The following is a 24,480-nucleotide window of genomic DNA, read 5'->3' as shown; positions in this document are numbered from 1 at the left end:
CTTATCAGGAAAAGCCTTATTACAAAAAGTTAAAGAATTATCAGATATTCCTCGTCGTCAACGAGCTAAAGCCTGTGGTTATTATACCTTGGGAAAAAATGATAAAGAGCGAGTAAATTTAACAGCTTTTTATGATGCCGTCTTAGCAGCTAAAGGCGTTCCCCTTGATCCAGAAAGAATAAAAGATGGTCGTGGCAGAGAGGCAACTTTTCGAGTTAGTGTCCATAAAAATGGTCAAATTGTTATCGGTTCTAGTTATACCCAAAAAATGGGATTACAACCGGGTGATGAGTTTGAAATAAAATTAGGCTACAAACATATTCATTTAAAACAAGTTGGTGCAGATGATGTAGAAGATTATGAAGATTAATTCTTAATATTGAGATTTATCAATAGATGGGATCAAAAATTTAATTCTGTACAACTGCTCAAAAAACCACTGTTTCTGAAAATAATTAACCTTGTCAATAAAAATGCTAAATTTTGAGGGTGATTCATTAATTGCTCTATTTAATCAATTTAATTCAATGGTAAAAATCATTTTATTTTTGATAATATGGGCGGTTATCTGGTTTCCCATCGCAATTCCCCTCGCAAGGTTAGTTAAATGGCAAATAGCCGCACCAATTTCCAACACTCAAAAACTAACTTTTATTATTTCTCTTTATGCTCTAGCTCCTATTTTAACTTGGGCTATGATCACATTAGAGCAAACCTCCTTAGAAAAAATAGGATTGATTTTTCAAGCTAGTCTTTTTAAGTCTATCCTATTTGGCTATGGTTTGGGCATTATAACTACTTTCATCATTGATGCCTTAGAATTAGTAACAGGTTCGTTAAAGTTAAATAATCAAGAAGATTCCACCCCTAATAATATATGGTTAAATTTACCAATACTTTTATTCCTCAGTTTTTTTATTGCCTCCATTGAAGAGTTGATTTTTCGGGGCATCTTCGTCAATTTTTTAAGAGAAGATTTTAATATTTGGCTAAGTGCAATTATTTCCAGCGTGATTTTTGCCTTATTACATTTAATTTGGGAACAAAAAAACACATTACCGCAATTACCCGGATTATTTTTTATGGGAATAGTTCTTTTTTACGCCCGTATTATCGATAATGGTAGCTTAGGATTAGCTATCGGCTTACATGGTGGTTGGGTGTTTGTTTTGGCTTGTATCGATACATTTAACATTTTCAGTTATAATCCCAAACAAAAAAGTTGGCTCATCGGCAAAAAAGATCAACCATTAGGTAGTATTGCTGGTTTAGGAGTTTTATTATTAACTTCTTTATTTTTAGTTTTTCAATCTTCTCGCCTTCTAGTTTTCCCTTTCTCCTAGTTCTAGTATTCCTTTGATTTATTGATAAATTATTATAGGCAAGGGGGTTAAACCTCTTGTTATCATAGATTTGAGAAAAACAAAATCTACGATTAATTTTGCACTGGTACTTAGATGTAGCAAAAATAAAAATAATCAATTATCATTAATTTCTGTTAAGTAATTTTAAGATTCATGAATAGCAGTATCGATAACAGTACCATTGAAAATGAACTCAAAAAGTTAGTTAGTGATATGGGGAATTTAGCAGAAAAATCCCAAGATAACATTTTTGACGTGCTTTTGATTCTCCGAGAATTAGAATTGCTTCATCGTAACATCCGAGAAAAAATGCTTGAACCGAATTTACCCGATACTCGTCACCGACTTTATTTATTATTAAAACACATTGAAGAAGTGGGAGGTTGGCCTTATATTGAAAGAATGAGAGTAAAAGATATTTGTCAACAACTACTTTCTGAAGAAAAATCTTAATCAGCTAGGATTGATTAAAGTATAACACTCTTGATGAGGAGACTCTTATGACTAGAAGACTCTTATGACTAGAAGGCTAGGTTGACTTTTTGCTTTTTCATTCTAAATTCTAAATTCTAAATTCTAAATTCTAATTGTTCGTTACTGAAAAATGTTACCATTATAGGGTTTATAGAGAAAAGCGAAGAATAAGGAAAAAAAGTTGAATGGAAGAATATAATAAGTCAATTTCTTTTTTTGAAGGAAGAGATATAAAGATTAAAGTAGGATTATTAGCACCTCAAGCGGGTGGTTCGGTGTTAATACAAGCAGGTGAAACTGCAGTTTTTGTAACGGCAACTCGTACAAAAGGCCGAGAAGGCATTGATTTTCTCCCCTTAACTGTAGATTATGAAGAAAGGTTGTATGCGGCAGGACGTATCCCAGGAGGATTTTTACGCCGTGAAGGAAGACCACCAGAACGTGCAACCCTTACCAGTCGCTTGATTGATCGCCCTTTACGTCCTCTTTTTCCCTCATGGTTAAGAGATGATTTACAAATTGTGGCTACAACTTTATCTATGGATGAAGAAGTACCACCAGATGTGTTAGCAGTTACAGGCGCTTCCATAGCTACTTTAGTGGCACAAATCCCTTTTTATGGACCGATGGCGGCGGTAAGAGTAGGATTAGTTCATGATGAATTTATTATTAACCCCACTTTCCGAGAAATCGAAAACGGTGATTTAGATTTAGTCGTGGCTGGTACTCCTGATGGTATTGTCATGGTGGAAGCTGGGGCAAATCAGTTACCTGAACAAGATATAATCGAGGCGATCGAATTTGGTTATGAAGCGATTTTAGAATTAATTCAAGCACAAAAAGATCTTCTTCAAGAATTGGGCATTGAAATCAAAATCGAAAACAAAGAAGAAGATAATCCTCATGTAGTTAACTTTATTCACGAAAAAGCCACAGAGGAAATTAAACAAGTTCTTTCTCATTTTGATTATGATAAAAATACTAGAGATGAAGCTTTAGATGCTATTCAAGCTAATGTACAAGAAGCCATTAATAGTTTACCCGATGATGATGAAATTAAAGTCGCTGTTAGCGAAAATGGGAAACTTCTCCCCAACTTATTTAAACAGTTAACCAAAAAACTCATGCGTCATCAAATCATTGAAGATGGTGTGCGTGTTGACGGACGTAAATTAAATGAAGTACGACCTATTTCTTCCCGTGTCGGTTTATTACCGGCAAAAGTACATGGTAGCGGTTTATTTCAACGAGGTTTAACTCAAGTACTTTCGATCGCCACTTTAGGAACTTCAGGAGATGCCCAAGATTTAGCAGACGATTTACACCCTGACTTTGAAAAACGTTATCTTCACCACTATAATTTTCCCCCCTATTCCGTGGGTGAAACGAAACCCTTACGCCCCCCCGGAAGACGTGAAATCGGTCATGGTGCATTGGCAGAAAGAGCTATCACCCCTGTTTTACCACCTCAAGCAAACTTTCCTTATGTAATTAGAGTAGTTTCTGAAGTATTATCTTCTAATGGTTCAACCTCGATGGGTTCGGTATGTGGTTCAACTTTAGCCTTAATGGATGCTGGAGTACCTATTACCAAGCCTGTTAGTGGTGCCGCCATGGGATTAATCAAAGAAGGTGATCAAGTGCGTATTTTGACCGATATTCAAGGTATTGAAGACTTTTTAGGGGATATGGATTTCAAAGTAGCAGGTACAGATAGCGGTATTACTGCGTTACAAATGGATATGAAAATTACTGGTTTAAGAATGGAAACCATCGCCGATGCGGTGAAACAAGCCAAAGAAGCCCGTTTGCATATCTTAGGAGAAATGATGAAAACCATCAATGCCCCTCGTAAAGAATTATCACCTAATGCACCTCGTTTAATGACAATGAAAATTGATCCTGATATGATTGGTTTAGTTATAGGACCAGGTGGCAAAACGATCAAAGCGATTACAGAACAAACAGGCTCAAAAATTGATATTGCCGATGACGGCACTGTAACTATTTGTGCAGTACAAGCAGAAAGAGCTCAGGAAGCTAAACGTATTATTCAGACGATGACTCGTAAACTGAATGAGGGTGATGTTTATTTAGGGCGTGTAAGTCGTATCATCGATATTGGGGCTTTTGTCGAAGTGTTACCCGGTAAAGAAGGCATGATTCACATTTCCCAATTAGCAGAACATCGTGTCGGAAAAGTAGAAGATGAAGTTGCCATTGGTGATGAAATTGTGGTCAAAATTCGTGGTTTTGATCAAAAAGGACGTTTAAATTTAACCCGTTTAGGTATTCATCCCGAACAAGCAGAAATCGCCCGTCAGGAGTCTAAAATTTAGTACATTATTTTCTCAAACTCAAATGATTACAATTTTATCTCCTTTTACTTGAGCAAAATAACCTTTATGTAAGGTAGAAGTTCGAGATAGGTTCGGGGCGGTAATTAAGCTCACAATGGCTTCTATTTGCTCGAAATTCGGCATTGTTTTCAGTTTTTGTTCAAAAAAAACCTTGATAACCCTTCTTTGTAAACTGAGGGGTTTTCCTATTAATACAGAACATTTTATACTTTGCCCATCGCTACTTAACGCCAAATTAAATAATTTTTCAGCTTCTTGTGTCAAAAATTCCACTTCAGCGCGTAAAATCTCCGCCGTTTGAGTTAAATGTTTCTCTATCTGCGGATTAAACTCTTTTTTGAGGTAAGGAATTAAGTCAAGGCGAATGCGATTACGCGCAAATTTTTTATCCTCGTTATATTTATCTTCCCAGATAGGCAATTCTAATTGTTGGCAAAAGGCAAGAGTTTCACCACGGGTAAAATTGAGTAAGGGACGAACTAGGGTAAGATGATCACTAAGTTTTCTTGTCCACTGTAAGGCACTTAAACCCTCCATTCCCGCACCTCTCATTAAATTATAAATAAAAGTTTCACTACGATCGCTTAAAGTATGTCCTGTTACTAGATAATTAAATTGATGATTTGTCGCAATATTAATTAAACCCTCATAACGGTATTTTCGGGCATCTGCTTCGGTTTCTGGTATTTGTTGGTTAGCTTTCTTCAAATAAAACTTTATACCCCAATTTTCAGCGATTTTCTCTACATGACTAGCTAATCCTTCATCTAATACCCAATTATGATCATAATGGGCGATCGCCAAATTCCAACCCCATTTTGATTGTAAATCTAAGCATAAACGAGCTAAACAGAGGGAATCTTGTCCTCCTGATACTGCTATTAATATTTTGCTATTTTTTGGCAATAAAAGACGATTTTTTAACTCTTGATGTAATCTAGCATGAAAATTAGTCCACATTACTGATTCCTCATTACTAATTCCTAATTATCATTGTCGAATTGACCATAAACCCATAAACTTGCTAATAAAAGTAATTTAACAGATTAAATTTATGAAAAAAGTACTCGGAATAATTTTAGGCGGTGGCGCTGGTACAAGATTATACCCTTTAACTAAATTACGAGCAAAACCTGCCGTACCACTAGCTGGAAAATACCGTTTAATTGATATTCCCATTAGTAACTGCATTAACTCTGAAATTCTAAAAATTTATGTTTTAACCCAGTTTAACTCAGCTTCTTTGAATCGTCACATCAGTCGTGCTTATAATTTTTCAGGGTTTAGTGACGGATTTGTGGAAGTATTAGCGGCACAACAAACGAAAGAAAATCCAGAATGGTTTCAAGGTACAGCAGACGCAGTACGTCAATATATATGGTTATTTCAAGAATGGGATATTGACGAGTATATTATTCTTTCAGGTGATCATCTCTATCGTATGGATTATAGTAAATTTGTGGAACATCACCGCAAAACTAATGCTGATATTACCTTATCTGTTGTACCTATTGATGAAAAAAGAGCCTCAGCTTTTGGTTTAATGAAAATCGATGATAGTGGCAGAATTATTGACTTCAGCGAAAAACCCGAAGGTGAAGAATTGCAAAAAATGGCAGTGGATACTTCTATTTTAGGCTTAAGTCCTGAAAAAGCTAAAGAAAACCCTTATATTGCTTCGATGGGTATTTATGTTTTCAAAAAGGAAGTCTTAGAAAAATTATTACAAAATAATCCTAGTCAGACAGATTTTGGTAAAGAAATTATCCCCGCCGCCGCTAAGGATTATCGAGTACAAGCATATTTATTTAAAGGTTATTGGGAAGATATTGGAACGATTGAGGCTTTTTATGAGGCAAATTTAGCATTAACCAGACAACCTCAGCCCGATTTCAGCTTTTATGATGAAAAATCTCCTATTTACACTCGCTCTCGTTATTTACCACCGACTAAGTTATTAAATTCTAATGTAACTCAATCTATTATCGGTGAAGGTTGCATTATCAAAGAATGCCGTATTAATCACTGTGTTTTAGGGGTAAGAACTCGAATTGAATCAAATTGTATTGTTGAAGATAGTCTATTAATGGGTGCTGACTATTATGAATCTTATAGCATCAGGCAGAGTAAAATAGATGAAGGAAGTGTGCCGGTGGGCATCGGAGCCAATTCTACTGTAAGACGGGCAATTATCGATAAAAATGCTCGAATTGGCAAAAATGTGATTATTACCAATAAAGACAGAATTGAGGAAGCTAATCGAGAAAAGGAAGGTTTCTTAATTCGCAGTGGCATTGTGGTTGTGATCAAAAATGCTGTTATTCCTGATAACACTGTTATTTAATTTTTAACTGACAATTGACAATTAACACTTAATAGTTAATAATAGTTAAATAGGCATTTTGCCTCTCATTCCTAATTCCTTGGGTGAATCCTATTCACCCTTCTCATTCCTAATTCCTTGGGTGAATCCTATTCACCCTTCTCATTCTTAATTTTTAATTATTTATTGTCCTACAATAGATACACATAAAAAGTCGTCTTGAAAATAATCATTGGCGACTCTTTTTATGTCTTCTAAGGTGACTTTGGTAATTTCTTCAGGAAAAATGGTGTCATATTCAATACCTAAGCCTAAAGTTTCATACCATCCGAAAATTTGAGCAAATTCACCGTTTGTTTGTTTTCCTAAAGCATATTGCCCTAATAATTTACTTTTTGCTGTTTCTAACTCTTCTATACTTAGTTTTTCTTCTCTTAAGCGTTTGATTTCATTATATAAACCTTCTTTTCCTTTTTCTATATTATCAGGGGCTGTTCCCATGTAAACTACAAATTGAGACTTATCAAGACGAGTAGGATAAAAAGCAGAGACATCGTAAGCTAATCCTCTTTTTTCCCTCAATTCCACAAATAAACGGCTAGATAATCCATTTCCCAGATAAGTTGTTAATAATTTAAGTACAGGATAATCAGGATGTTTTATTTCTGGTGCTAGATAACCCATCATGATAATAGATTGTTGAGTTTCTTGATCAAGTTTTCTATAGTCTGATTTAGGAGAAAGGGGATAAGGGTTAAATTGAGGAATATCCCCATTAGATGGTTGCCAGTCACCGAAAATTTTTTCTAGGATCGAAATTGCTTGATCTAAATTTATTTTTCCTGCTAAACTAATAGTTAAATTATCCGGAGTAAAGTGTTTATTATGACACTGTTTTAAATCCTCTACCGTTAACTCCGTAACAGTTTTTTCTGTGCCTAAAACTGAAAACCCGTAAGGATGTTTACCATAAATCATTTCCCTGAGTTGACTAAAAGCAAGATTAAAGGGTTGCTCTTTTTGAGATAAAATATTCTGCAAAATTAGTTTTTTTTCCAGTTCTATTTCATGATTAGGAAAAGTCGGAAAACGCAGAATTTCCCCTGCTAAGGCTAAAATTTCGGGAAAATCAGCCGTAATGGTTTTTAAACTAACTAAAAAATAATCACTAGAAGTATCTGTACTTAATCCTGCACCAATAGACTCGATTTTTTCGGCAATTTCTAAGGATGACAAGTTATGAGTGCCTTTAGACATTACATTGGCTAACAGATGAAAAATTCCTGCTTGATGAGTTGCTTCCCATAAACTTCCAGCATGACGGCAAAAAATTCTGCCGGCAATTATTTCTGTGGTAGGATTTTCAATGACTATTAGGGTGATACCGTTACTTAAAGTGGCTTTTTGTATATGTTTTTGATGTTGTTTCACTGATTATAATTTTTTAAGTACATTTTTCTCATTATCAATCAAAAAAGGGCAAAATAATTAAACATCAGAAACGAGGGAAAAGGGAAATTATAGGCAAGATACTTATGGCACAATGATTATTCACTATTGACTAATCACTATCAACTATTTACTATCAACTAATCACTATCAACTATCAACTATTCATCCCATCATTATGCTTACTGTTACTGAAGTTGAAAAAATTATTATCGATTTAGTAAAACCTCTCACTGATAGGGAATTAGTACCTTTACATCAAGCCACTAATCGCATTTTAGCTGAAAATATTACTTCTAGTTTCGATTTTCCCTATGATGATAATTCGGCTATGGATGGTTATGCTGTTAAATTTCAAGACGTAGCCATGATCACCTCTGATAATCCTGTTTGTTTAAAAATCATAGAAGAAATTCCTGCAGGATACTGTCCACAAAAAACTATTTCTTCAGGAGAAGCCACCCGAATTTTTACTGGTGCAATTTTACCTGAAGGTGCTGATACCATCGTTATTCAAGAAAATACCCTACAAGAAGGGGATGAAGTTAAAATTTTTGCTTCCCCTCTCAAAAATCAATTTGTCCGTTATAAAGGCTCTTTTTATCAGGCGGGTGACTGTTTGTTATCGGCAGGTAGCAAAATTCATCCTCCTGAAATGGCTATTTTAGCTACTGCACAATGTTTACAAGTGCCCGTTGTGCGATCGCCGATTATTGCGATTCTTTCCACTGGTGATGAATTAATTACACCTTATCAGTCTATGGAAAAAGGTAAAATCATCGACTCTAATCAATACTTATTAGCTAGTTTTATTCAACAAAATGGAGGTATTCCTTTATCTTTAGGTATTATTCCTGATAATCCTCAAGCCTTAGAAAATGCTATTATTCAAGCCTTAAATAAAGCTGATTGGGTTATTTCCACTGGTGGAGTGTCGGTGGGTGATTATGATTATGTAGATCAAGTATTACAAAAAATAGGGGGTAAAATTCAAGTCAAGGGGGTAGCAATGAAGCCGGGTAAACCTTTAACTGTAGCAACTTTTAAACACGATAAGTTATATTTTGGCATCCCCGGCAATCCAGTTTCAACCATGGTGACTTGTTGGCGATTTTTACAGACTGCCATGAACAAATTATCAGGTAATCAAAATTATCATTACCCTTCTATGGTTAAAGCTATCACTGTTAATCATTTGCGATCGCAAGGTACAAGAGAAACCTATCTTTGGGGTAATGCTAACTTGATCAAAGGACATTAGCAGTTTACTATTGCCAAAGGTTCTCATAATTCAGGGAATTTAGTTAATTTACAAAATATTAATGCTTTAGCGGTTATTCCCATCGGTACAAATTTAATCGAAATCGGCGACGATGTGAACATAATGCTGGTAAATAATTAAAAGTAAGGAAACACGAAGCAATGCAGGAAGTAAAGTAATAATAATTGTGGAATAGGCATCTTGCCCCATAATTCTCATTTATCATAAAGGGTTTAAACCCATTACTCATGGCCAATTCCTGATTCTTCATCCTTAATCTATCATTCTTCATTCCTTATTATTATGATATGACTCAAATATATAGCGCTTTTACAATCTTTACTAGCTTATTAGTGGAAGCAATGCCTTTTCTTTTAATTGGGGTATTATTATCCAGTAGCCTGATCTTTTTTATGGATGAAAGTACACTAATTACTAAACTACCTAAAAATCCTTTTCTCGGTGCAATTATTGGCAGTATTTTTGGTTTTTTCTTTCCTGTTTGTGAATGTGGTAATGTTCCTGTGGCTCGTAGATTTGTACTAAAAGGCTTACCTACTTCTGTGGCTGTATCATTTCTTTTAGCCGCACCCACAGTAAACCCAATTGTGTTATGGTCAACTTATGTCGCTTTTCATGGGCAACCTCATATAGTTTGGTTAAGAATGCTTTTTTCTCTGACTATTGCTATTACTATTGGTTGTATCTTTAGTTTTCAATCTGATCCTCGCCCTTTACTAAAACCTATATTAGCTAAACGTTTAACGCTGTTAATGGAATTAAATGAAACGGAAAAAATACCGATACAAGAAACAAAAGTTCCAGAATATAGTTTATTGCAATCAGGGAGTTTCATTCTGGGAAGTGAGGGAAAAACTATTAAAATGGACGATAACTTATTGAAAAATTCTGAGGGAAAAAATCAGACTATTTCAGGGTGGCAAAAATGGAATTTATTTATTAATAATGTCCAAATTGAGTTACGAGAATTAGGGGGAGTTTTAATTTTAGGTAGTGCTATCGCTGCGTCAATTCAAGTTTTTGTACCTAGAGAAATTATTTTAAATTTAGGACAAGGAACTATTACTTCTATTATCGCTATGATGATTTTAGCCGTAGTGGTTTCTATTTGTTCAACAGTAGATTCTTTTTTTGTTTTATCTTTTGCTTCAACTTTTACCACAGGATCTTTAATCGCATTTTTAGTATTTGGTCCTATGATTGATATAAAAGGAATTGGTTTAATGTTATCTATTTTTAAGCCAAGAATGATTCTTTATCTAACGGCGATCGCTGCTCAATTAACCTTTATTTTTACTTTATCCTATAGTTACTTTTTTTAAAAATCGCAAATAATTCTCTCCCACAAATGAATAACATTAAAAATCAAGAATTATGGCTAAATATTTTGGATATAATAGCAATTTTGTTATGGTCATTATTATTGTTTAAATATTGGTTTACTCAAGAGTTAAATTTATTAATTCATCCGAATTATTTTATTTTAGTTTTAGTAAGTAGTGTGATTTTATTTTTATTATCAATAGCTAAAATTATTCAATTATTTATCTACCATAAAAAAAACTTTAACCAAAATAATTCTGGGAATAATCAACACTCTAATTTACTGCCAAAAGGATGGGCTAGTAGTTTATTAACTTTTGTGGCTATATTAGGTTTAACCATTAAACCAATGGTGTTAAGCAGTCAAACCGCTATGCAAAGAGGTGTAATTGATTCATTACCTCCTACTACCTTAGAAACTCAATCTTTTCTTAATCAAACATCTCCAGAAAAGCGATCGCTGATAGAATGGGTAAGAACTCTTAATGCTTATCCCGAACCAGACACCTATACAGGACAAAAAGCAAATATTACAGGATTTGTGGTACATTTAGACCAATTACCCGACAATTATATCTATTTATCTCGTTTTGTCCTTACTTGTTGTGCTGTTGACGCTTATCCTGTAGGTATCCTCGTAGAATTACCAAAATCGAGAAGTAATTTTCCGGCTGATAGTTGGTTAGAAATACAAGGAGTTATGAAAACAGCAACTTTACCTCATCTTGATTCTTCACCTCAAACGGAAAGAAAAGATAAACGTCATTTAGTCTTAAAAGCTACAGATGTTAAAATTATTCCAACCCCTAATAATCCTTATGCTTACTAATTTAGATCGTTTTAATGTTTACTAATAATCAATATTTTTTGATGAGGGTGGGCAGAAAATTTTTCAGCCCCTACAATTTTTATACCATCCCGTAGGAGTTAAACAATGTTCTACCCTTCCTTATCGAAAAAGATGAATTAAATAGTTATTAAACAAATAAAAGTTAGTTATATTTCTACTGTCATTAATTCTTTAAATCTTAATTAAGAAGCGATCGTTAATATTACCATTAGCCCAAAGTTTTAATGTTTTAGGAATTCCATTGATTCAAAATAATAAACTGATTTCTTAAATCAAAATTACTATTATCCAAATTTTTTGAGCAAATTAATTAAATATTTAGCTAAAGAATCCTCGTCAATTAATAAATTAAAACTCACCATTGACTCCTTTTTCTTTCAAACGATAGGCTTCTTCTTCCGCCTCCAACTTAATTAAATCTTGATAAGTTTCACCATAAGAAATAACTTCCTCAATAACTGCAATAGGCAAATTCCAATTATCGGCGGCTTCTTCCTTTGACATTTCATTAATGATTAAATCCTGCCACACCGTTGAGGCTAATAATTTTCGACCTTTTATATACAATTGTTTACGCCATTCGTGAGGACGTTGAACTAAATATAACCAATCTTCATTACTATTCGATTCTAACTCTGGGATTAAAAGTCTTATTTCCCCTTTCGATGTATGCACAAATAAACGATTTCCTCTTGTTAGATTCGATTTAAGAGTAAATACCACATCCAGAGATCTCAAAATAGTTTCCTTAATATTAGGAGTTCCCATAGCCTGTTGTAGCCAATTTAATTTGGCTTCCTGCTCCGGGGTAATATTAAAATTTTGCCTTTTAGTTTCTAGGGTTTCCGATTTTTTGGTTTTTAAAGACATGAGTATATAGTGAGTATTTTATGACCTTTTTTTTCTCATCATAACAAATCAACCAGATACTTTAAGATAAAATGAATTTACTTTATACCAATCTCAAACTAAGGTTAATATACTTTTTATGCGTATTTATTTATATTTAATAGCAGGAATAACATCTGCTTTAATCGGTTGGAATATTGGGCAATTTTTTCTTACAGATTTAGGTTTATTTTCTTCTTTTCCTGAGTTGATTTTGTATCCCTGTATCGCTATTTCTTTAGCCATTGGCATGGTGTTAAATGAAATTTTTATCTCTAGCCCTACTCGCCCAAAATTGTGTTTTAAAAAGGCAAAAATCCCCCTCATAATTGCTTTAGGATTAGGTTTAATTATTGGTTTATTATCAGGGGCGATCGCACAAATTTTATTTTTACCTTTTTTTGCTATTCCTGCGGCGATAATAAGGATTGTGGGATGGTTATTAATTGGGGTTGCGGTGGGATTGGCAGAAGGCTTAACATGGCGTTGGGAAACGGTGGAAGCCGGAGATAAAAAGCGATTTCGCAACCGTTTAATCGCTAGTATCGGGGGGGCAATGGGTGCAAGTTTAATCGCAGCTATTTTATTTGAAATGATGCGAGTATTTTTACAAGAAATGCCTAAAAATTTCCGTTTAGCAGAAGATCCTGTTGGTTTCAGCATTTTAGGCTTATTTTTGGGCTTAACTTTCAGTTTAACTAGCTCTCCTAGCTATTTAGTCGCTCTTAGGGCTGGTAGTGGTTTTGAATATGTTAGTCAAATTTTTGCTCAAATTTCCCCTCAATCCATGAATCTTAGTAAAGATTATCCTCAAATTGATCAATCTGTGTTAACTTTTGTTAGTGATAGTAGTCTCGATCGTATTGAGGAGGGATTATCAATTAAACTACCATCAAAGGGGAATCTTAAAATAGGTTCATCTCAAGACTGTCATATTCGTATCCCTAGTTTACCTGATCAGGTGGCGACTATTGAAATAAAATCAAGGGAGGCGGTGTTAATTCCTCATATTTTATATTTTAATCACATTGCGATTAATGGGGAAATTTTAAAAGCTAATAAAAAAATTACTTTAAAACATAATTATTTAGTAACTTTTTATCCCATTTTAGAAGTAGAAAACAACCCAGAAAATATCAATTTAATTAATTATGAAAAAAATTTCCGTTTTGTCTATTATAACCGCTTTTTTGACCCCCAAGGTTAGTTTAGTTTTATTATTATTTCTCACTTTAATTAGTCCTATTTCTGCACAAGAAAAGAACCCAAAAAAAGTGGATATTGTTCGTACTGCTGTTAATGATGATCAAGTTACTCTTCGGGTGAAGGTGACGGGAGAGGGCGATCGACCTGTGATGGGGTTATCATATAGAGATTTTGCTTTACAAGTGGAAGGTAATAAGGTAGAGTTTGATCGAAAAAACTGGAAATCTCCTGAAGAATCCGAGCCACCTCCAGCGTGGATTATCGTCTTAATGGATATGAGTGGCAGTATGCTAACCCCTGATAGTAGCGGTAAAACCAAGTTAGAAGGGGCGATGGAAGCTACTACCCAGTTTCTCTCGATTTTAGCTCAAAGGGGTGGTAATACCCAAGTTTCGATCGTGCCTTTTGGGGAAGGAAACGAAAAATGCGAGGGGTTCAAAGTTACTAAACAAGAATTAGACAATTTTTTAAGCCCTAATGATGTAAAATTGACTAATTTTTTAACCTTTTTAGCAAGTAAAAAACCTTGTGCTTCTACAAATCTTTATCAACCCTTAGAAGAAGCCATAAAATTTTTAGGAAATCGAGAAGATACACGTTTTTATCTTACGGAAGAACAACAAAAAGAGGGGAAATTAGAGCCTAGATTATCAATTATTTTAGTCTCAGACGGTTATCATAACTTCCCCAATGAAGCCGAAGATTTTGCTAAATTACTAGAAAGATTAGAAGATTATAACAACGTAATTGTTCATACTTTAGGCTATGGTTTAACTCCTCAACAATTGGCAAAAAAATATAAATTACCGAAACCTGCAACTCGTCAAGATGTTAATAAGGGAAAAGTACCGGAGGAAGAATTTGTCGATGAAAAAAGATTAGCAGAAATTGCCCAAAAAACGGGTGGAATCGCCGAATTTTCGGGGGATGCCGAAGATATAGCGGAAAATCTTCAATTATTTCTTAATGCCTTGTTAGGAGAGTACGAAATTACTTATACTGATCCAAACCCTGATCGAGGTGCAACTCATAAGGTTATAGTAAAAGCTCTTGACGTAAAATCGGAGGAAAAACTTTATATTATACCTATTTTTGGGCGCACATTAGCTTTAAATACTCGTCTATTAATCTTTTTTTCTACCCTAATTAGTTTAGGTTTATTTGGTGTTTTACCTTTTTATTTTTGGGGTAAATTTTTAAAGCAAAAAACCTTTGATAGTGAATAGTGAATAATTAATAGTCAATACTTAATATTAGTAGATATGAGCAGAATTTTATTAATTGATAAATGGTTAAATTTGACTGTTATTTTTTTATTAGTTTCTAGTTGTCAAAGTAATAATAATCTTAATAATCAAAGTAAGAAAATTACTGATTGTTTTAGTCAAAATAAGCTAGAATTAACGGAAAATAAGGTTAAATCATTAGATTTTCAAAATAGTTCGATAAAACAGTCTGGATTGATTAAACAAGGGGAAAAAATTGGTTTTAGTTTTACTGCTTCTTCAGGTGATAAGTTTGAATATCAAACTGAAAGTAGTAATATTTGTATCGATATTTATGCTCCTAATAACCAATTAATTAAGGATATTAATTTACCCCTTGATGGTAAGTATCACATAGAAGTTTATTTACCTCAAGGATCGCAATCTTTTGAGATTAATTTTAGCTTGAATAAAGAAACTAATTTAAGTGATAATAATAAAGATAATTATACATGGAATTTAACTAACTTTCCTCAATCTACTTGTGGTGATCAAAAACCTTCAGATTCTTCTGTTTACCCTGTTAATTTTTATCCTGTTAACATCCCCTATAGTGAAGAATATTTGAATATGATTAGAAATAATTTTTGTCAAGACTCCTATCAAAAAAGAGATAAAATTAATGGGGAAAAAGTGATTCAAATAGCATCTTTTTTAAGTGAAGATAAAGCCTTATCTTTTGCAAAGTTTATATCAGCAACAATACCAAATGCTAATGTAGGTGAACCAACTAAAGTTGAGCAATACTAATAATAATTAAAATATGTATAATATTATGATTTTATTTAGATATTATTTACCTAAATTATTTCTAACTCTTTTGTTTCTTATTACTGCATTAAATTACCAAATAATATTAACGGAATAGTTATTCAAAACAGAATCGATACTCAAAATCGGTATCTTTTCCGTCATAGCTTGAGCAATTAACATTCTATCAAAAGGATCTTTATGGTGTAAAGGTAAATTTTTTAACTGCCAAATATGCTCTAATTCTATAGGTAAAATTTGAACATTATTAATATTTTGTTGATAGGTAATTATTTCTGACAATGGGTTATCAAAATGTAATTTATTAATCGATATTTTTATCTGCATTTCCCAAACACTAGCAATACTCAAGTATAAAATATTTTCTTGATTCTCTATTAAGTTTAATCCATTTAAAGATAGTTTTTCTGGAGTTAAATTCCACCAAATAAAAGCATGAGTATCTAACAATATTTTCATATAATACCTCCTAAAACTTCAGGGGGTAAAGGCTCATTAAAATCATCACTCATCCAACCTTTTCCTTTATATAAACCAGCGATTCTCTTTTTCTGAGATTTTGTTTTTTCTGCCAAATTTTTATTATGTTTATAGGTAATAAATTCAGTAAAATCTAAGATTTCTTGTTGTTGCTCTAAAGGTAAATCTTTTATTTTTATTAAAATTATTGCTGTTAGATCGATCGTTTCAGTACTCATAGCTTAATATTATCTATAGTTGATATATTTATTTTACAAAAAATTAGAAGCAATTTAGCATAAATTTTAATAGCAACTTAATTTTAACCGTTTGTAGTAAGCCTTTTAAAGCTAAGAAGATAAATAAACTCATCACTACCAACTTGATTTTTTATTCAATTTATTCTCATGGAAATATTTAGAAATTGGCGAAGAAAGTTAGGTAAACCTTTGTTATTTGGTTTTTATGGTGCAATTGGTTGTTTAGTCGCCTCTTTACTCTTAGGAGAGTTGTTTTTATCTTTGACTGCCTTACCTCCGACTCCCCTTAGACAACCTCAAGCCGTTGTATTGTTAATTGATGCCTCTGGCAGTATGGATTACGGGAAATTAGAGGAAGTGAAAACCGCCGCTACTAAATTTGTTAAGCGTCAAAATCTTAGTATTGCTAAAACTACAGAAAATCAAGATCAAATTGCCGTAATTGGTTTTGGTACTGATGTTCATATTACTTCTCCTCTTACTTCTAATCTAAGGCAAATAGAAAAGGCGATCGAATCTGTGGATGATGGAGGAGGCACAAGAATAGATCGAGGTTTGGAAGCAGGGAGGGTAGAATTGAGTAATAGCAGTTTGCAGAAGAATTTGTTGCTGTTTACCGATGGAATTGCCGAATCTCTCGAAAAAACCATGGAGGAAGCACAAATCATCAAAAATGAAGGCATTAACTTAATTGCGATCGCCACGGGGGATGCGGATACACAGTTTTTGACGGAGTTAACCGGAGATGAGAATAAGGTTTTTTTTGCTAATAGTGGCAATTTTGATACAGCTTTCCAAGAAGCAGAAAAGTTGATTTATAGTCAACAATTAGTAGAATCGGGAGAATCGGGTAATTATCCTTTAATTTATGGTACTTTACGCATTGGTATTTGGACAGCCTTAATTTCTCTTGGTGTATCTATTGCTTTGATAATTGGGCAAAATCATTATTTACACCGTCGTTTACTTTCTCCCCAAGAGGCTACCCTTGGCTTAATCAGTAGTTTATGTGCTGGATTTGTGGCTGGTAGTATTGGGCAGTTAATTTTTACTCCTTTAGCAAATATGGGATTTTCTCCTATCATTCCCCGTTTAATTGGTTGGGGTATCTTAGGTGCATTGGTAGGCGGTGGTATGGCTTTTTTTGTGCCTAATTTAAAGTTGTCACGGGGGTTGATTGGAGGTTTAATTGGAGGTTTAATGGGTGCGATCGCATTTCTTCTCATTACTCAATATTCTACAGCTATTATCGGGCGTTTAGTCGGTACAACAATTTTAGGCTTTTTTCTCGGTTTAATGATAGCCTTAATTGAACAAATTAACAGGAAATATAGCTTAATTGTTAACTGGAATGAAAAAGAAAAAACTACTATTTCATTAGGAGAAAAACCCATTGTTTTAGGCTGTGCCAAAAATGCCCATATTTACTTACCCCAATCTCAAGGATATTATCCCATTACTGCCAAAATTTACATCGAAAATAATCAAATTATTATGGAATATGACACCGAATACGCCCAAGTTAAAGGTATGAAAACCTTAAAACATCAATTGAATGATCAAGATAAAAGAAAATTAGGATTTGTTACCTTAGAATTTCATCATCAAAAAACTGAATAAAATCTCAAAAAATATTAAGAAAACAGGGATTGTTTTATTCAAACTATCATTTAATCTGTTAAGTTGCTAATGTTAAGAAAATTAGTTGCAGTTTTTAGAGGTAAAAAAAGATAATTATTTTCATCTAATAATTCAAGAAAACCATAACGTTGATAAAATAGTTTTACTTTGTCATTTTTAGCAGACACTACTAAGGCGTAAATAGCAATTATTTCACTAGCTTTAATAACTCTTTTTATTGCATCTACTAATAATAGTTTACCAATACCTTTTTTTTATAATTTACATCAATTGCCAATCTTCCTAACAAGGAAACAGGTACAGGATATTTAGGTAATTTTTTGGCTATTTCCAGTGGTAAAGAAGATGTTTGAATAGCAAAAGCACTCAATGTATAAAAACCGATTATTTTCTCAGAATTTGATGGATAAATAATAAATACTTGAGCAAATTTTCTTTTTATATCCTGACTAGCATATTTTTTTAGGTAGATATTTAAGTCTTCAATACCGCAGTCAAAATTATCTTTCTGATAGCCTTTATCAAAGGAAATAATACGATATTTAGACATCTGACTCTACCAATTTATCATGATCAATTAGAGCATTTTTAAGTTCATTATTTGCCTCTGGTGGATTTAACAAAGCATTAAAAAATATTTCTTGATCTCGATGACTGAGTATCATAGTTTCATGATGTTGAATTGATGTTGAATAATCTCATCAGCTTTGGCTAACACGGTAGTCAAAATAAAGCTATTAAGAGATGACTGATTACGGCGGCGGCTTTTTCAATTTTTCCTTTGGTTATTTCGTCTAATCTTAAACTAAGACGCTCTGATTTAGTTATTTTCATGGCACATATTTCGATTTTGATATATTGTACCTTAAAATGATGTACATTTTTTTATCTGCTAGAAAAATATAACTTAAATGTAATCAGTCATTTTCCCTAATATCTATTTTTACTAAAGTTTATTTTGCTAAATCTTTTTTGAGTGATTCTAAGGTTTTTCCACCTGAATTAATAATTCCATCTGGGGTTAAATCATTATCAAGTTGATATTTATAAATCGCTTTTACCCAATATTCCTGATAATTTTTATGATTTTTTTCAATCGCTTCTATATAATTTAGTTTAGAATCATTTAAAATTTCTCTTAATTTTTTTTGCATATTATTATCATCTAATTTTAATTCACTTTTTATATTTAAGATAATTCCTCGTGTTTTATCAAATTGATTGACAGCAATGTTAATTTGTTCACTATATTTGTTTTTTACTTCGCATTTTTCAGGATTAGGATAACATTTAAAAACTTCTTTTATTAACTTACTATTTTCAGAGTCAAAAGTTTTGTATATGTTTTCTCTTATCTCTGATTTTTTATTTTTTAATTCATCTTTATTATCAAGATCTTTTACTTGATTTTGAATAAAACTGTTGGCAGATTTTTCTAGTTTAGAGGGAAATAAAAAAACACGAGAAAAAAAGCCTCCTAAGCCTCCTAATCCTAAACAGAAAAAAACTAAAATAATAATTTTCCAGAGTTTCATATCTATTTTTATATTGAATAATTCGTTTAATTCTAAGATAAATTGTTCAACAATACCGACTTCTCTAGTTGTATTAACATCATAAATTTTACAATAATAATTACTCCCAAAGCTAACTTTTTTTACCTTACTAAAAATATCTTTCGGTACTTTATCATACGCAACATGGGCGAAAAATAAAGCCAATTTACTCTCGTTTAAGCCATCAAATAATCTCACCCATACTTGATATTTAGGAATAGGTTTAAATCTTTTATTTGAGGTGGAATGAATACGCCAAGCTATAGTTAATTCATCTCTTATTGTTATCCATGATTCATTTTCAAATATTTTTAATTGATCACTTAATTCTTTTTGTTTACCATAGTTTTTCATTAACTTTAAATCATGATCAATATATTTACTAATGCGATTAATATAATAATATCTCCAAAGACTTTTTTCTGTTTTTAATAAATTTATTACTTCCTCTACTATAGTGTCATCTTTTAATAAAGAAGGGATGATTGAAATCACTGCTAACTCTATTCTTTCTACTATATATTTTGAGCTAACTTCTAAGGTTAATAGCTTTAATATTTCTTGTTGAAAATGATCAGATATAGTAAATAAATCATCTTTTTTAATGCCTTTTAGCCATGTTAAAAATTCTGATAATGTCTGAGGTAAAATGATAGCATATAGGGTAAAAAGCCTCATCATTTCATCATTATAAATACCCTCAGATTTAGATTTTTTTAATCCTTGTCCATCAAAAATTTTTTGCCAAAATTTATCGTTAATATCTGGGTTACTTAAAGCATTTTCTAAAGTTTGGATATATTCCCTTTTTATCTTATTCTTTTTACATAAACTTGTCACCGCCGTTTTAATTTTTTGTTCTTCAAAAATAGGGCGATTTAAAATTACTTGATTACTTAAACTTTTGCGAATAATTACTTCTGCTTTTTCATCATGGGGTTTGATGAGGTAAAAACTAGCAGGTTTATCCAACGCCTGTACATTATATGCCCATGCCGTCATATTTTCTCCTGCCATTTCTTCCGCTATGGCATTGATAACTGTAGGTACACAGGTTCGATCGAAAGGTATAATAACAGGGATAGATTGGGTAAATAAATCTTGAAAATTGTCGAGAGGTATTTTCATTTCATGGTTGTCGATGAATAGGTGAGGATTACCGATAGTTTTTTCATCGAGGGGGTTAAATTGTAGGGGATTTTCCTTCAAAAACCGCAAAATTTTGTTGAGATTACCCTTACCCTCCACACAAAAATAACGATAGGCGGAAAAACTGCGAGATTCGTCTCTAGCCTTAGTTACAATTGATACTACACACCAACATTCTTCTTGACTTTCTACTTCTCTCCCAATTATGGCGGGAGTGTCACTAGATGCGCCTTCGGCAATGGCAAACAGACGGTTACTAATGGCTTCTTGGATGGGGTAGGGAATCGGGTCAAATGTGCAATTCATGTATTTTCCCGTAAACCCTCTGGAAAACCAACTACCATCGGCTTTAGTTTCGATAACAATACCTGTGCTAAATTCGTGAATTTCTATTTGTCTAGTCATAGTTTTATTCGAGTTTCATTAACATTAATTATCCAAGTTTTTTTGTTGTTGAGAAAATCGCTTAATTCTTGATTGAATATCATTTAAAATCCCTTCTATTTCTTGTAAATCACTTTTAATTATTAATAGTAGCTGTCATAATTTACTCCTCTAATTTAGGATTACGTTTACCAGTGCAAAGCCAATAAATGGGGGATACTAAACCATAAGGGCGCCAACGGCGAGGATTTTTGATAATGGATTTTGTGCCTTCTCTACCCCTACTTATTTTCTGAGAATTTGCTTCGGGAAATTGACTTCCTAACACTCCAAAAGCAGAAGTAGTAAAATAAGATACCTCTCCTATATTTAATTTTTGCCATGCCTGTAAGCGTCTATAAAGTTGCGGAAAACGATTGTTTGCTATTTTTTCAGCAAATTGACGATTTATCCACAATTCTGATTGCTCACATTTGCTAAATGTTACCGCAATTCTTCTTTTTCCTTGACTCAAATCTGCTTGATTTAAGGCTACTAAAAATTTGTCTAATCCTTGAGCATATTCGCTATCTTTACGGTAAGATGTGCCGTCAATTAACAATATAATTCCTGTTGCTTGAAGGCAGTCATCTAAATAATCATCTAGTAAAGTATCTCCTATTTTAAACATTAAATCACTAAAAAATTCTCCAGCATAGTCTTTACAATTAATGGTTAATTTTACCTGATTTGCTAAGGTTATACTCAAGGTATAGTCTTTTACTTCGTCAATATTAGCTTTTAAAAAAGTGGGTTCTAATTCTAATCCTTGTTCGAGGATATTTTGGGCTTGGGTGATGAGGTTTTCTGCGTCTTCCCCAATGGGGATAATATTCTGCACGAAACTGTCTTTACTGGCGTTGGGATAATAGGCTAGGGATGCCATATAGCTTGTTTTTCCCGATTGTCGATCGCCGATCAGTCTAATATTAGCATTTTCTTGGGTAAATTCCGATGAATTTTTGAGTTTATTAATAATATTTTTAAACATAAAAAGTTATCTCATTATATAATTCCATCTTTTTTAATATTTTGAATAAATAAATTATTTTCTATTTTTAGCTTATTTTGTTATCTAAAAACAACTAATATCTTGGTCATGTTTTAAACAAAAATTACTGATAAAATAGCTATTATTTTCTATTTCATCAACGGGGTTAACGTCATCTTTTAAAACAACCAAAATATCTATATCTGAATCAGGTTTTGCATCTCCTCTAACCTGTGAAGCAAATAAGATTAATTTACTAAGTCGATCGCCATAAATAGAGGTTAATTGTTGTTTTAAATCCTCGATAATTTCTTTAATTTTATAGGTATTAGTATTAGCTATATTTATCATAATTTATTAACAAAACTATTTTTATTAATTAGAATATACATCTCAATAAATACAGGCAATATGCCCGTTATACGGTGGAAAAATCTTAATTTTTGGAGAAGTTTAATTAACGGATTTATACCAAAGCACATTATGAGATTGCTTCGTGCCTCGCAATGACAGAATATTGTTTATATTTTACAAATTATGTTAATATAAATTATTTACTTAACCAGTATAAAGGCTCAATTAAATTATAAGGTTGCCAACTATTAGGCTCTCTTAAAACTGATTCTGAACCATTTGAACCTGCTTGATCTATTCTATTAGGACGAGGATCATTTTTGTGTAAAACTCCGAAGGTTGATAGGGCATAAAATTGTAAATTTTTCGAGTTAAGACTATCTTTTAAAATCGTTTTTGTGCGGGGTAAATGAATGCCAAATAAATCCGTTTCAGGATCAATTCTTCCCGGCCACAATTCTCCTCTTTCACACTTACTCATTACTACCGCTAATTTTAAATTATTAGTGCGATTTCTTTCATCCATAAGTTTAAGAAATTGACTCATTACCCGATAATAAAATTTATCTGTACCATGTTCCCATTGAGTAAATAAAATTAGACAACCATTAACATCACTCATCAAACATTCGTCAATAAATTCCTGATGAATTTCATCGGATAAATTTCGATCGGCGATTTTTTCAAATACTTCTCCGGGGTAATCTCTGACATTTATTTGGATGTTTTCTGGTTTTTTTAATAAACCTTTTTTTACTTGTAATTGAAAAGAATAATAAGGCAAATCATCAACACTTTGTAATTTATCTCCTATGACTGTAGGCTCAAAAGTTGCTCCTTCCACAATGATATTTTCGGCATTTTCTGCTAAATCCCGTGATTCATCATTAAGGGGTTGAATTTTAAAATTGCTGTCTTTTCCTTTTCTACTTCTTAACGCTGGTAAATAAGATAATGCTGCTAAATAAGTAGTTTTGCCCGATCGACGGGGACCAATTACAACGATGTTGCCCATAATAATTAACCTTTTATTTTGATAAAAAACTGCCTAAATATATCCAAGGTAATTCTAGCAAATTGCGATTATAAATGCTAGTAATAAAAAAACGCACGGATAAACCCGAAATACTTTGATTTAATTCTCTGATTTGAGGGTGAATTGGAACAAAATAACGCTGATAAACGTATTCATTTCTTTGTTGCCAATTAAAACGAGAACGATTAGGAATATACCCTAATAAATTGCCTTCTTGTTGTACATTACAAAATAAATCAGCTTTATTTAAGCATAGTAATAAATGACGAATTTTAGGGCAATCATATTTAAAGAAATTAATCCATCTTTCAAAACGATTACACCATTGTTTTTGGGTAATAAATTCTTCGGGATTAGGATAATTATTTATTAATTGACGATAGGGCGGTAAAATTAATAAAATACCCTCACTTTGTCTAATGGTAGTTAAAAATTCTTGCCATTTTTCTGGGTTGCCTTCTTGCCAATATTTACGCCAAATTTCTCCCCCAGTGTCTAACCAATCGGAGTGGATTTCTTTATTTCCTGTGGGTAATTGGACATTAATATTTAGATATTTATCATGAAATGATTTATCGGCTTCTGTGGGTTTTGTTGACTGTGAATTAGTATCATATAACAAACTTTTTATCTGTTGATAATCGGGGTGAATTACTCTGACATAATTACTTTGAGGATTGGCTAATTCTAAGGCTAAATGGGTTTTTCCTGCCGTTCGATCGCCTATATAAATTACTCCCAAAATTTACCTCCCTTTTTACTATAATTTTAATATTTTTAAACTTTATTTAATTCTTCTTTTTTCTTCAAACATTTCTAACTTAACTTGACTAATTAAATCCATAATTTTTTCTCTGGAATCATAGCCATTATCTTTAGCCTGTTGACGCATAATATCAAATTCATCAGGCTCATTTTGAGTACTAATAACTATATCTACTTCACCATCATTAATATTTAATGGGGTTTTTGTTTTTAATTCTTCTTGTAGAATTTCACCCTTTGTTTGTAAAATTTTCATAAATTTACCTCAATTTAAAGATTGATATTTTTTTG

General features: G+C 32.6%; 25 protein-coding genes and 1 pseudogene. 12 read left to right on the top strand and 14 right to left on the bottom strand.

Annotated features, from left to right (window positions below; genetic code table 11):
• The 4 genes from FWJ34_RS03110 to FWJ34_RS03095 all read left to right on the top strand — a co-directional run.
• The coding region (locus FWJ34_RS03110; protein WP_308253866.1) for an AbrB family transcriptional regulator at positions 1 to 370 on the top strand (370 nt) is incomplete at its 5' end.
• Between the two features lie 157 nt (positions 371 to 527).
• Positions 528 to 1,343 carry a type II CAAX endopeptidase family protein gene (locus FWJ34_RS03105; protein WP_308253865.1) on the top strand — a complete coding sequence of 272 codons (816 nt, stop codon included), beginning with the start codon at positions 528 to 530 and terminating at the stop codon, positions 1,341 to 1,343.
• A gap of 174 nt (positions 1,344 to 1,517) precedes the next feature.
• Positions 1,518 to 1,817 carry a hypothetical protein gene (locus FWJ34_RS03100; protein ID WP_308253864.1) on the top strand — a complete coding sequence of 100 codons (300 nt, stop codon included), beginning with the start codon at positions 1,518 to 1,520 and terminating at the stop codon, positions 1,815 to 1,817.
• 206 nt (positions 1,818 to 2,023) lie between these two features.
• Positions 2,024 to 4,177, top strand: a complete 2,154-nt coding sequence (locus tag FWJ34_RS03095) for a polyribonucleotide nucleotidyltransferase (RefSeq protein ID WP_308253863.1) — start codon at positions 2,024 to 2,026, stop codon at positions 4,175 to 4,177.
• 18 nt (positions 4,178 to 4,195) lie between these two features.
• Here FWJ34_RS03095 and tilS read toward each other — a convergent pair whose 3' ends face one another.
• Positions 4,196 to 5,158 carry a tRNA lysidine(34) synthetase TilS gene (tilS, locus tag FWJ34_RS03090; RefSeq protein ID WP_308253862.1) on the bottom strand — a complete coding sequence of 321 codons (963 nt, stop codon included), beginning with the start codon at positions 5,156 to 5,158 and terminating at the stop codon, positions 4,196 to 4,198.
• A 94-nt stretch (positions 5,159 to 5,252) separates the two neighbouring features.
• On the opposite strand from tilS, the gene FWJ34_RS03085 reads away from it, so the two are divergent.
• Entirely contained in the window at positions 5,253 to 6,542 is a 1,290-nt protein-coding gene (locus FWJ34_RS03085; RefSeq protein WP_308253861.1) for a glucose-1-phosphate adenylyltransferase, read from the top strand.
• 162 nt (positions 6,543 to 6,704) lie between these two features.
• On the opposite strand, the gene FWJ34_RS03080 is transcribed toward FWJ34_RS03085, so the two are convergent.
• Positions 6,705 to 7,952: a pitrilysin family protein gene (locus FWJ34_RS03080; protein WP_308253860.1), complete on the bottom strand. Its 1,248-nt coding sequence runs from the start codon at positions 7,950 to 7,952 to the stop codon at positions 6,705 to 6,707.
• A gap of 196 nt (positions 7,953 to 8,148) precedes the next feature.
• Between FWJ34_RS03080 and glp the strand changes: the two are divergent.
• The 3 genes and pseudogenes from glp (at position 8,149) to FWJ34_RS03065 (ending at position 11,404) form a co-directional block, all read left to right on the top strand.
• A pseudogene (gene glp, locus FWJ34_RS03075) lies at positions 8,149 to 9,372 on the top strand (gephyrin-like molybdotransferase Glp).
• Between the two features lie 167 nt (positions 9,373 to 9,539).
• Positions 9,540 to 10,574, top strand: coding sequence for a permease (locus FWJ34_RS03070; RefSeq protein ID WP_308253859.1), 1,035 nt, complete (start codon positions 9,540 to 9,542; stop codon positions 10,572 to 10,574).
• A 26-nt stretch (positions 10,575 to 10,600) separates the two neighbouring features.
• On the top strand, positions 10,601 to 11,404 hold the full coding sequence (locus tag FWJ34_RS03065) for a TIGR03943 family putative permease subunit (protein ID WP_308253858.1): 804 nt from the start codon (positions 10,601 to 10,603) through the stop codon (positions 11,402 to 11,404).
• Between the two features lie 369 nt (positions 11,405 to 11,773).
• On the opposite strand, the gene FWJ34_RS03060 is transcribed toward FWJ34_RS03065, so the two are convergent.
• A complete protein-coding gene (locus FWJ34_RS03060; RefSeq protein ID WP_308253857.1) occupies positions 11,774 to 12,295 on the bottom strand; it encodes a hypothetical protein in 522 nt (173 codons plus the stop codon).
• A 118-nt stretch (positions 12,296 to 12,413) separates the two neighbouring features.
• Here FWJ34_RS03060 and FWJ34_RS03055 point away from each other — a divergent pair, with 118 nt between their 5' ends.
• From FWJ34_RS03055 to FWJ34_RS03045, 3 genes are read left to right on the top strand one after another with little or no spacing between them, the layout of a single operon-like run.
• A complete protein-coding gene (locus FWJ34_RS03055; protein ID WP_308253856.1) occupies positions 12,414 to 13,520 on the top strand; it encodes a hypothetical protein in 1,107 nt (368 codons plus the stop codon).
• Positions 13,465 to 14,745, top strand: coding sequence for a vWA domain-containing protein (locus tag FWJ34_RS03050; RefSeq protein ID WP_308253855.1), 1,281 nt, complete (start codon positions 13,465 to 13,467; stop codon positions 14,743 to 14,745). The genes FWJ34_RS03055 and FWJ34_RS03050 overlap by 56 nt, the downstream gene beginning before the upstream one ends.
• A 36-nt stretch (positions 14,746 to 14,781) precedes the next feature.
• On the top strand, positions 14,782 to 15,534 hold the full coding sequence (locus FWJ34_RS03045) for a hypothetical protein (protein WP_308253854.1): 753 nt from the start codon (positions 14,782 to 14,784) through the stop codon (positions 15,532 to 15,534).
• A gap of 93 nt (positions 15,535 to 15,627) precedes the next feature.
• On the opposite strand, the gene FWJ34_RS03040 is transcribed toward FWJ34_RS03045, so the two are convergent.
• The gene (locus FWJ34_RS03040; RefSeq protein ID WP_308253853.1) at positions 15,628 to 16,014 is read right to left on the bottom strand and encodes a type II toxin-antitoxin system VapC family toxin; all 387 of its coding nucleotides are present in this window, start codon (positions 16,012 to 16,014) and stop codon (positions 15,628 to 15,630) included.
• The gene (locus FWJ34_RS03035) at positions 16,011 to 16,253 is read right to left on the bottom strand and encodes a DUF2281 domain-containing protein (RefSeq protein WP_308253852.1); all 243 of its coding nucleotides are present in this window, start codon (positions 16,251 to 16,253) and stop codon (positions 16,011 to 16,013) included. Before FWJ34_RS03035 ends, FWJ34_RS03040 begins: the two co-directional genes overlap by 4 nt.
• Positions 16,254 to 16,421: 168 nt before the next feature.
• On the opposite strand from FWJ34_RS03035, the gene FWJ34_RS03030 reads away from it, so the two are divergent.
• The gene (locus FWJ34_RS03030; protein ID WP_308253851.1) at positions 16,422 to 17,894 is read left to right on the top strand and encodes a VWA domain-containing protein; all 1,473 of its coding nucleotides are present in this window, start codon (positions 16,422 to 16,424) and stop codon (positions 17,892 to 17,894) included.
• A gap of 50 nt (positions 17,895 to 17,944) precedes the next feature.
• On the opposite strand, the gene FWJ34_RS03025 is transcribed toward FWJ34_RS03030, so the two are convergent.
• The 9 genes from FWJ34_RS03025 to FWJ34_RS02985 all read right to left on the bottom strand — a co-directional run bounded on the left by FWJ34_RS03025 (position 17,945) and on the right by FWJ34_RS02985 (position 24,445).
• Positions 17,945 to 18,082: a hypothetical protein gene (locus FWJ34_RS03025; RefSeq protein ID WP_308253850.1), complete on the bottom strand. Its 138-nt coding sequence runs from the start codon at positions 18,080 to 18,082 to the stop codon at positions 17,945 to 17,947.
• 59 nt (positions 18,083 to 18,141) lie between these two features.
• Positions 18,142 to 18,465 carry a hypothetical protein gene (locus FWJ34_RS03020; protein ID WP_308253849.1) on the bottom strand — a complete coding sequence of 108 codons (324 nt, stop codon included), beginning with the start codon at positions 18,463 to 18,465 and terminating at the stop codon, positions 18,142 to 18,144.
• Positions 18,458 to 18,598, bottom strand: coding sequence for a DUF1778 domain-containing protein (locus tag FWJ34_RS03015; RefSeq protein WP_308253869.1), 141 nt, complete (start codon positions 18,596 to 18,598; stop codon positions 18,458 to 18,460). The genes FWJ34_RS03020 and FWJ34_RS03015 overlap by 8 nt, the downstream gene beginning before the upstream one ends.
• A gap of 270 nt (positions 18,599 to 18,868) precedes the next feature.
• Positions 18,869 to 21,025 (bottom strand): hypothetical protein, encoded by a 2,157-nt coding sequence (locus FWJ34_RS03010; protein ID WP_308253848.1) that lies wholly within the window; start codon positions 21,023 to 21,025, stop codon positions 18,869 to 18,871.
• A gap of 142 nt (positions 21,026 to 21,167) precedes the next feature.
• Positions 21,168 to 22,034, bottom strand: a complete 867-nt coding sequence (locus FWJ34_RS03005; protein ID WP_308253847.1) for a hypothetical protein — start codon at positions 22,032 to 22,034, stop codon at positions 21,168 to 21,170.
• Positions 22,035 to 22,118: 84 nt separating this feature from the next.
• Entirely contained in the window at positions 22,119 to 22,385 is a 267-nt protein-coding gene (locus FWJ34_RS03000; protein ID WP_308253846.1) for a nucleotidyltransferase domain-containing protein, read from the bottom strand.
• A gap of 199 nt (positions 22,386 to 22,584) precedes the next feature.
• Positions 22,585 to 23,403 (bottom strand): hypothetical protein, encoded by an 819-nt coding sequence (locus FWJ34_RS02995; RefSeq protein ID WP_308253845.1) that lies wholly within the window; start codon positions 23,401 to 23,403, stop codon positions 22,585 to 22,587.
• 13 nt (positions 23,404 to 23,416) lie between these two features.
• A complete protein-coding gene (locus tag FWJ34_RS02990) occupies positions 23,417 to 24,166 on the bottom strand; it encodes a hypothetical protein (RefSeq protein WP_308253844.1) in 750 nt (249 codons plus the stop codon).
• A gap of 42 nt (positions 24,167 to 24,208) precedes the next feature.
• A complete protein-coding gene (locus FWJ34_RS02985) occupies positions 24,209 to 24,445 on the bottom strand; it encodes a hypothetical protein (RefSeq protein WP_308253843.1) in 237 nt (78 codons plus the stop codon).
• Positions 24,446 to 24,480: the final 35 nt, after the last annotated feature.

This window comes from Geminocystis sp. GBBB08 (assembly GCF_016743215.1).
Classification (GTDB): domain Bacteria; phylum Cyanobacteriota; class Cyanobacteriia; order Cyanobacteriales; family Cyanobacteriaceae; genus Geminocystis.
This window is presented reverse-complemented; position numbering and strand designations above follow the sequence as displayed.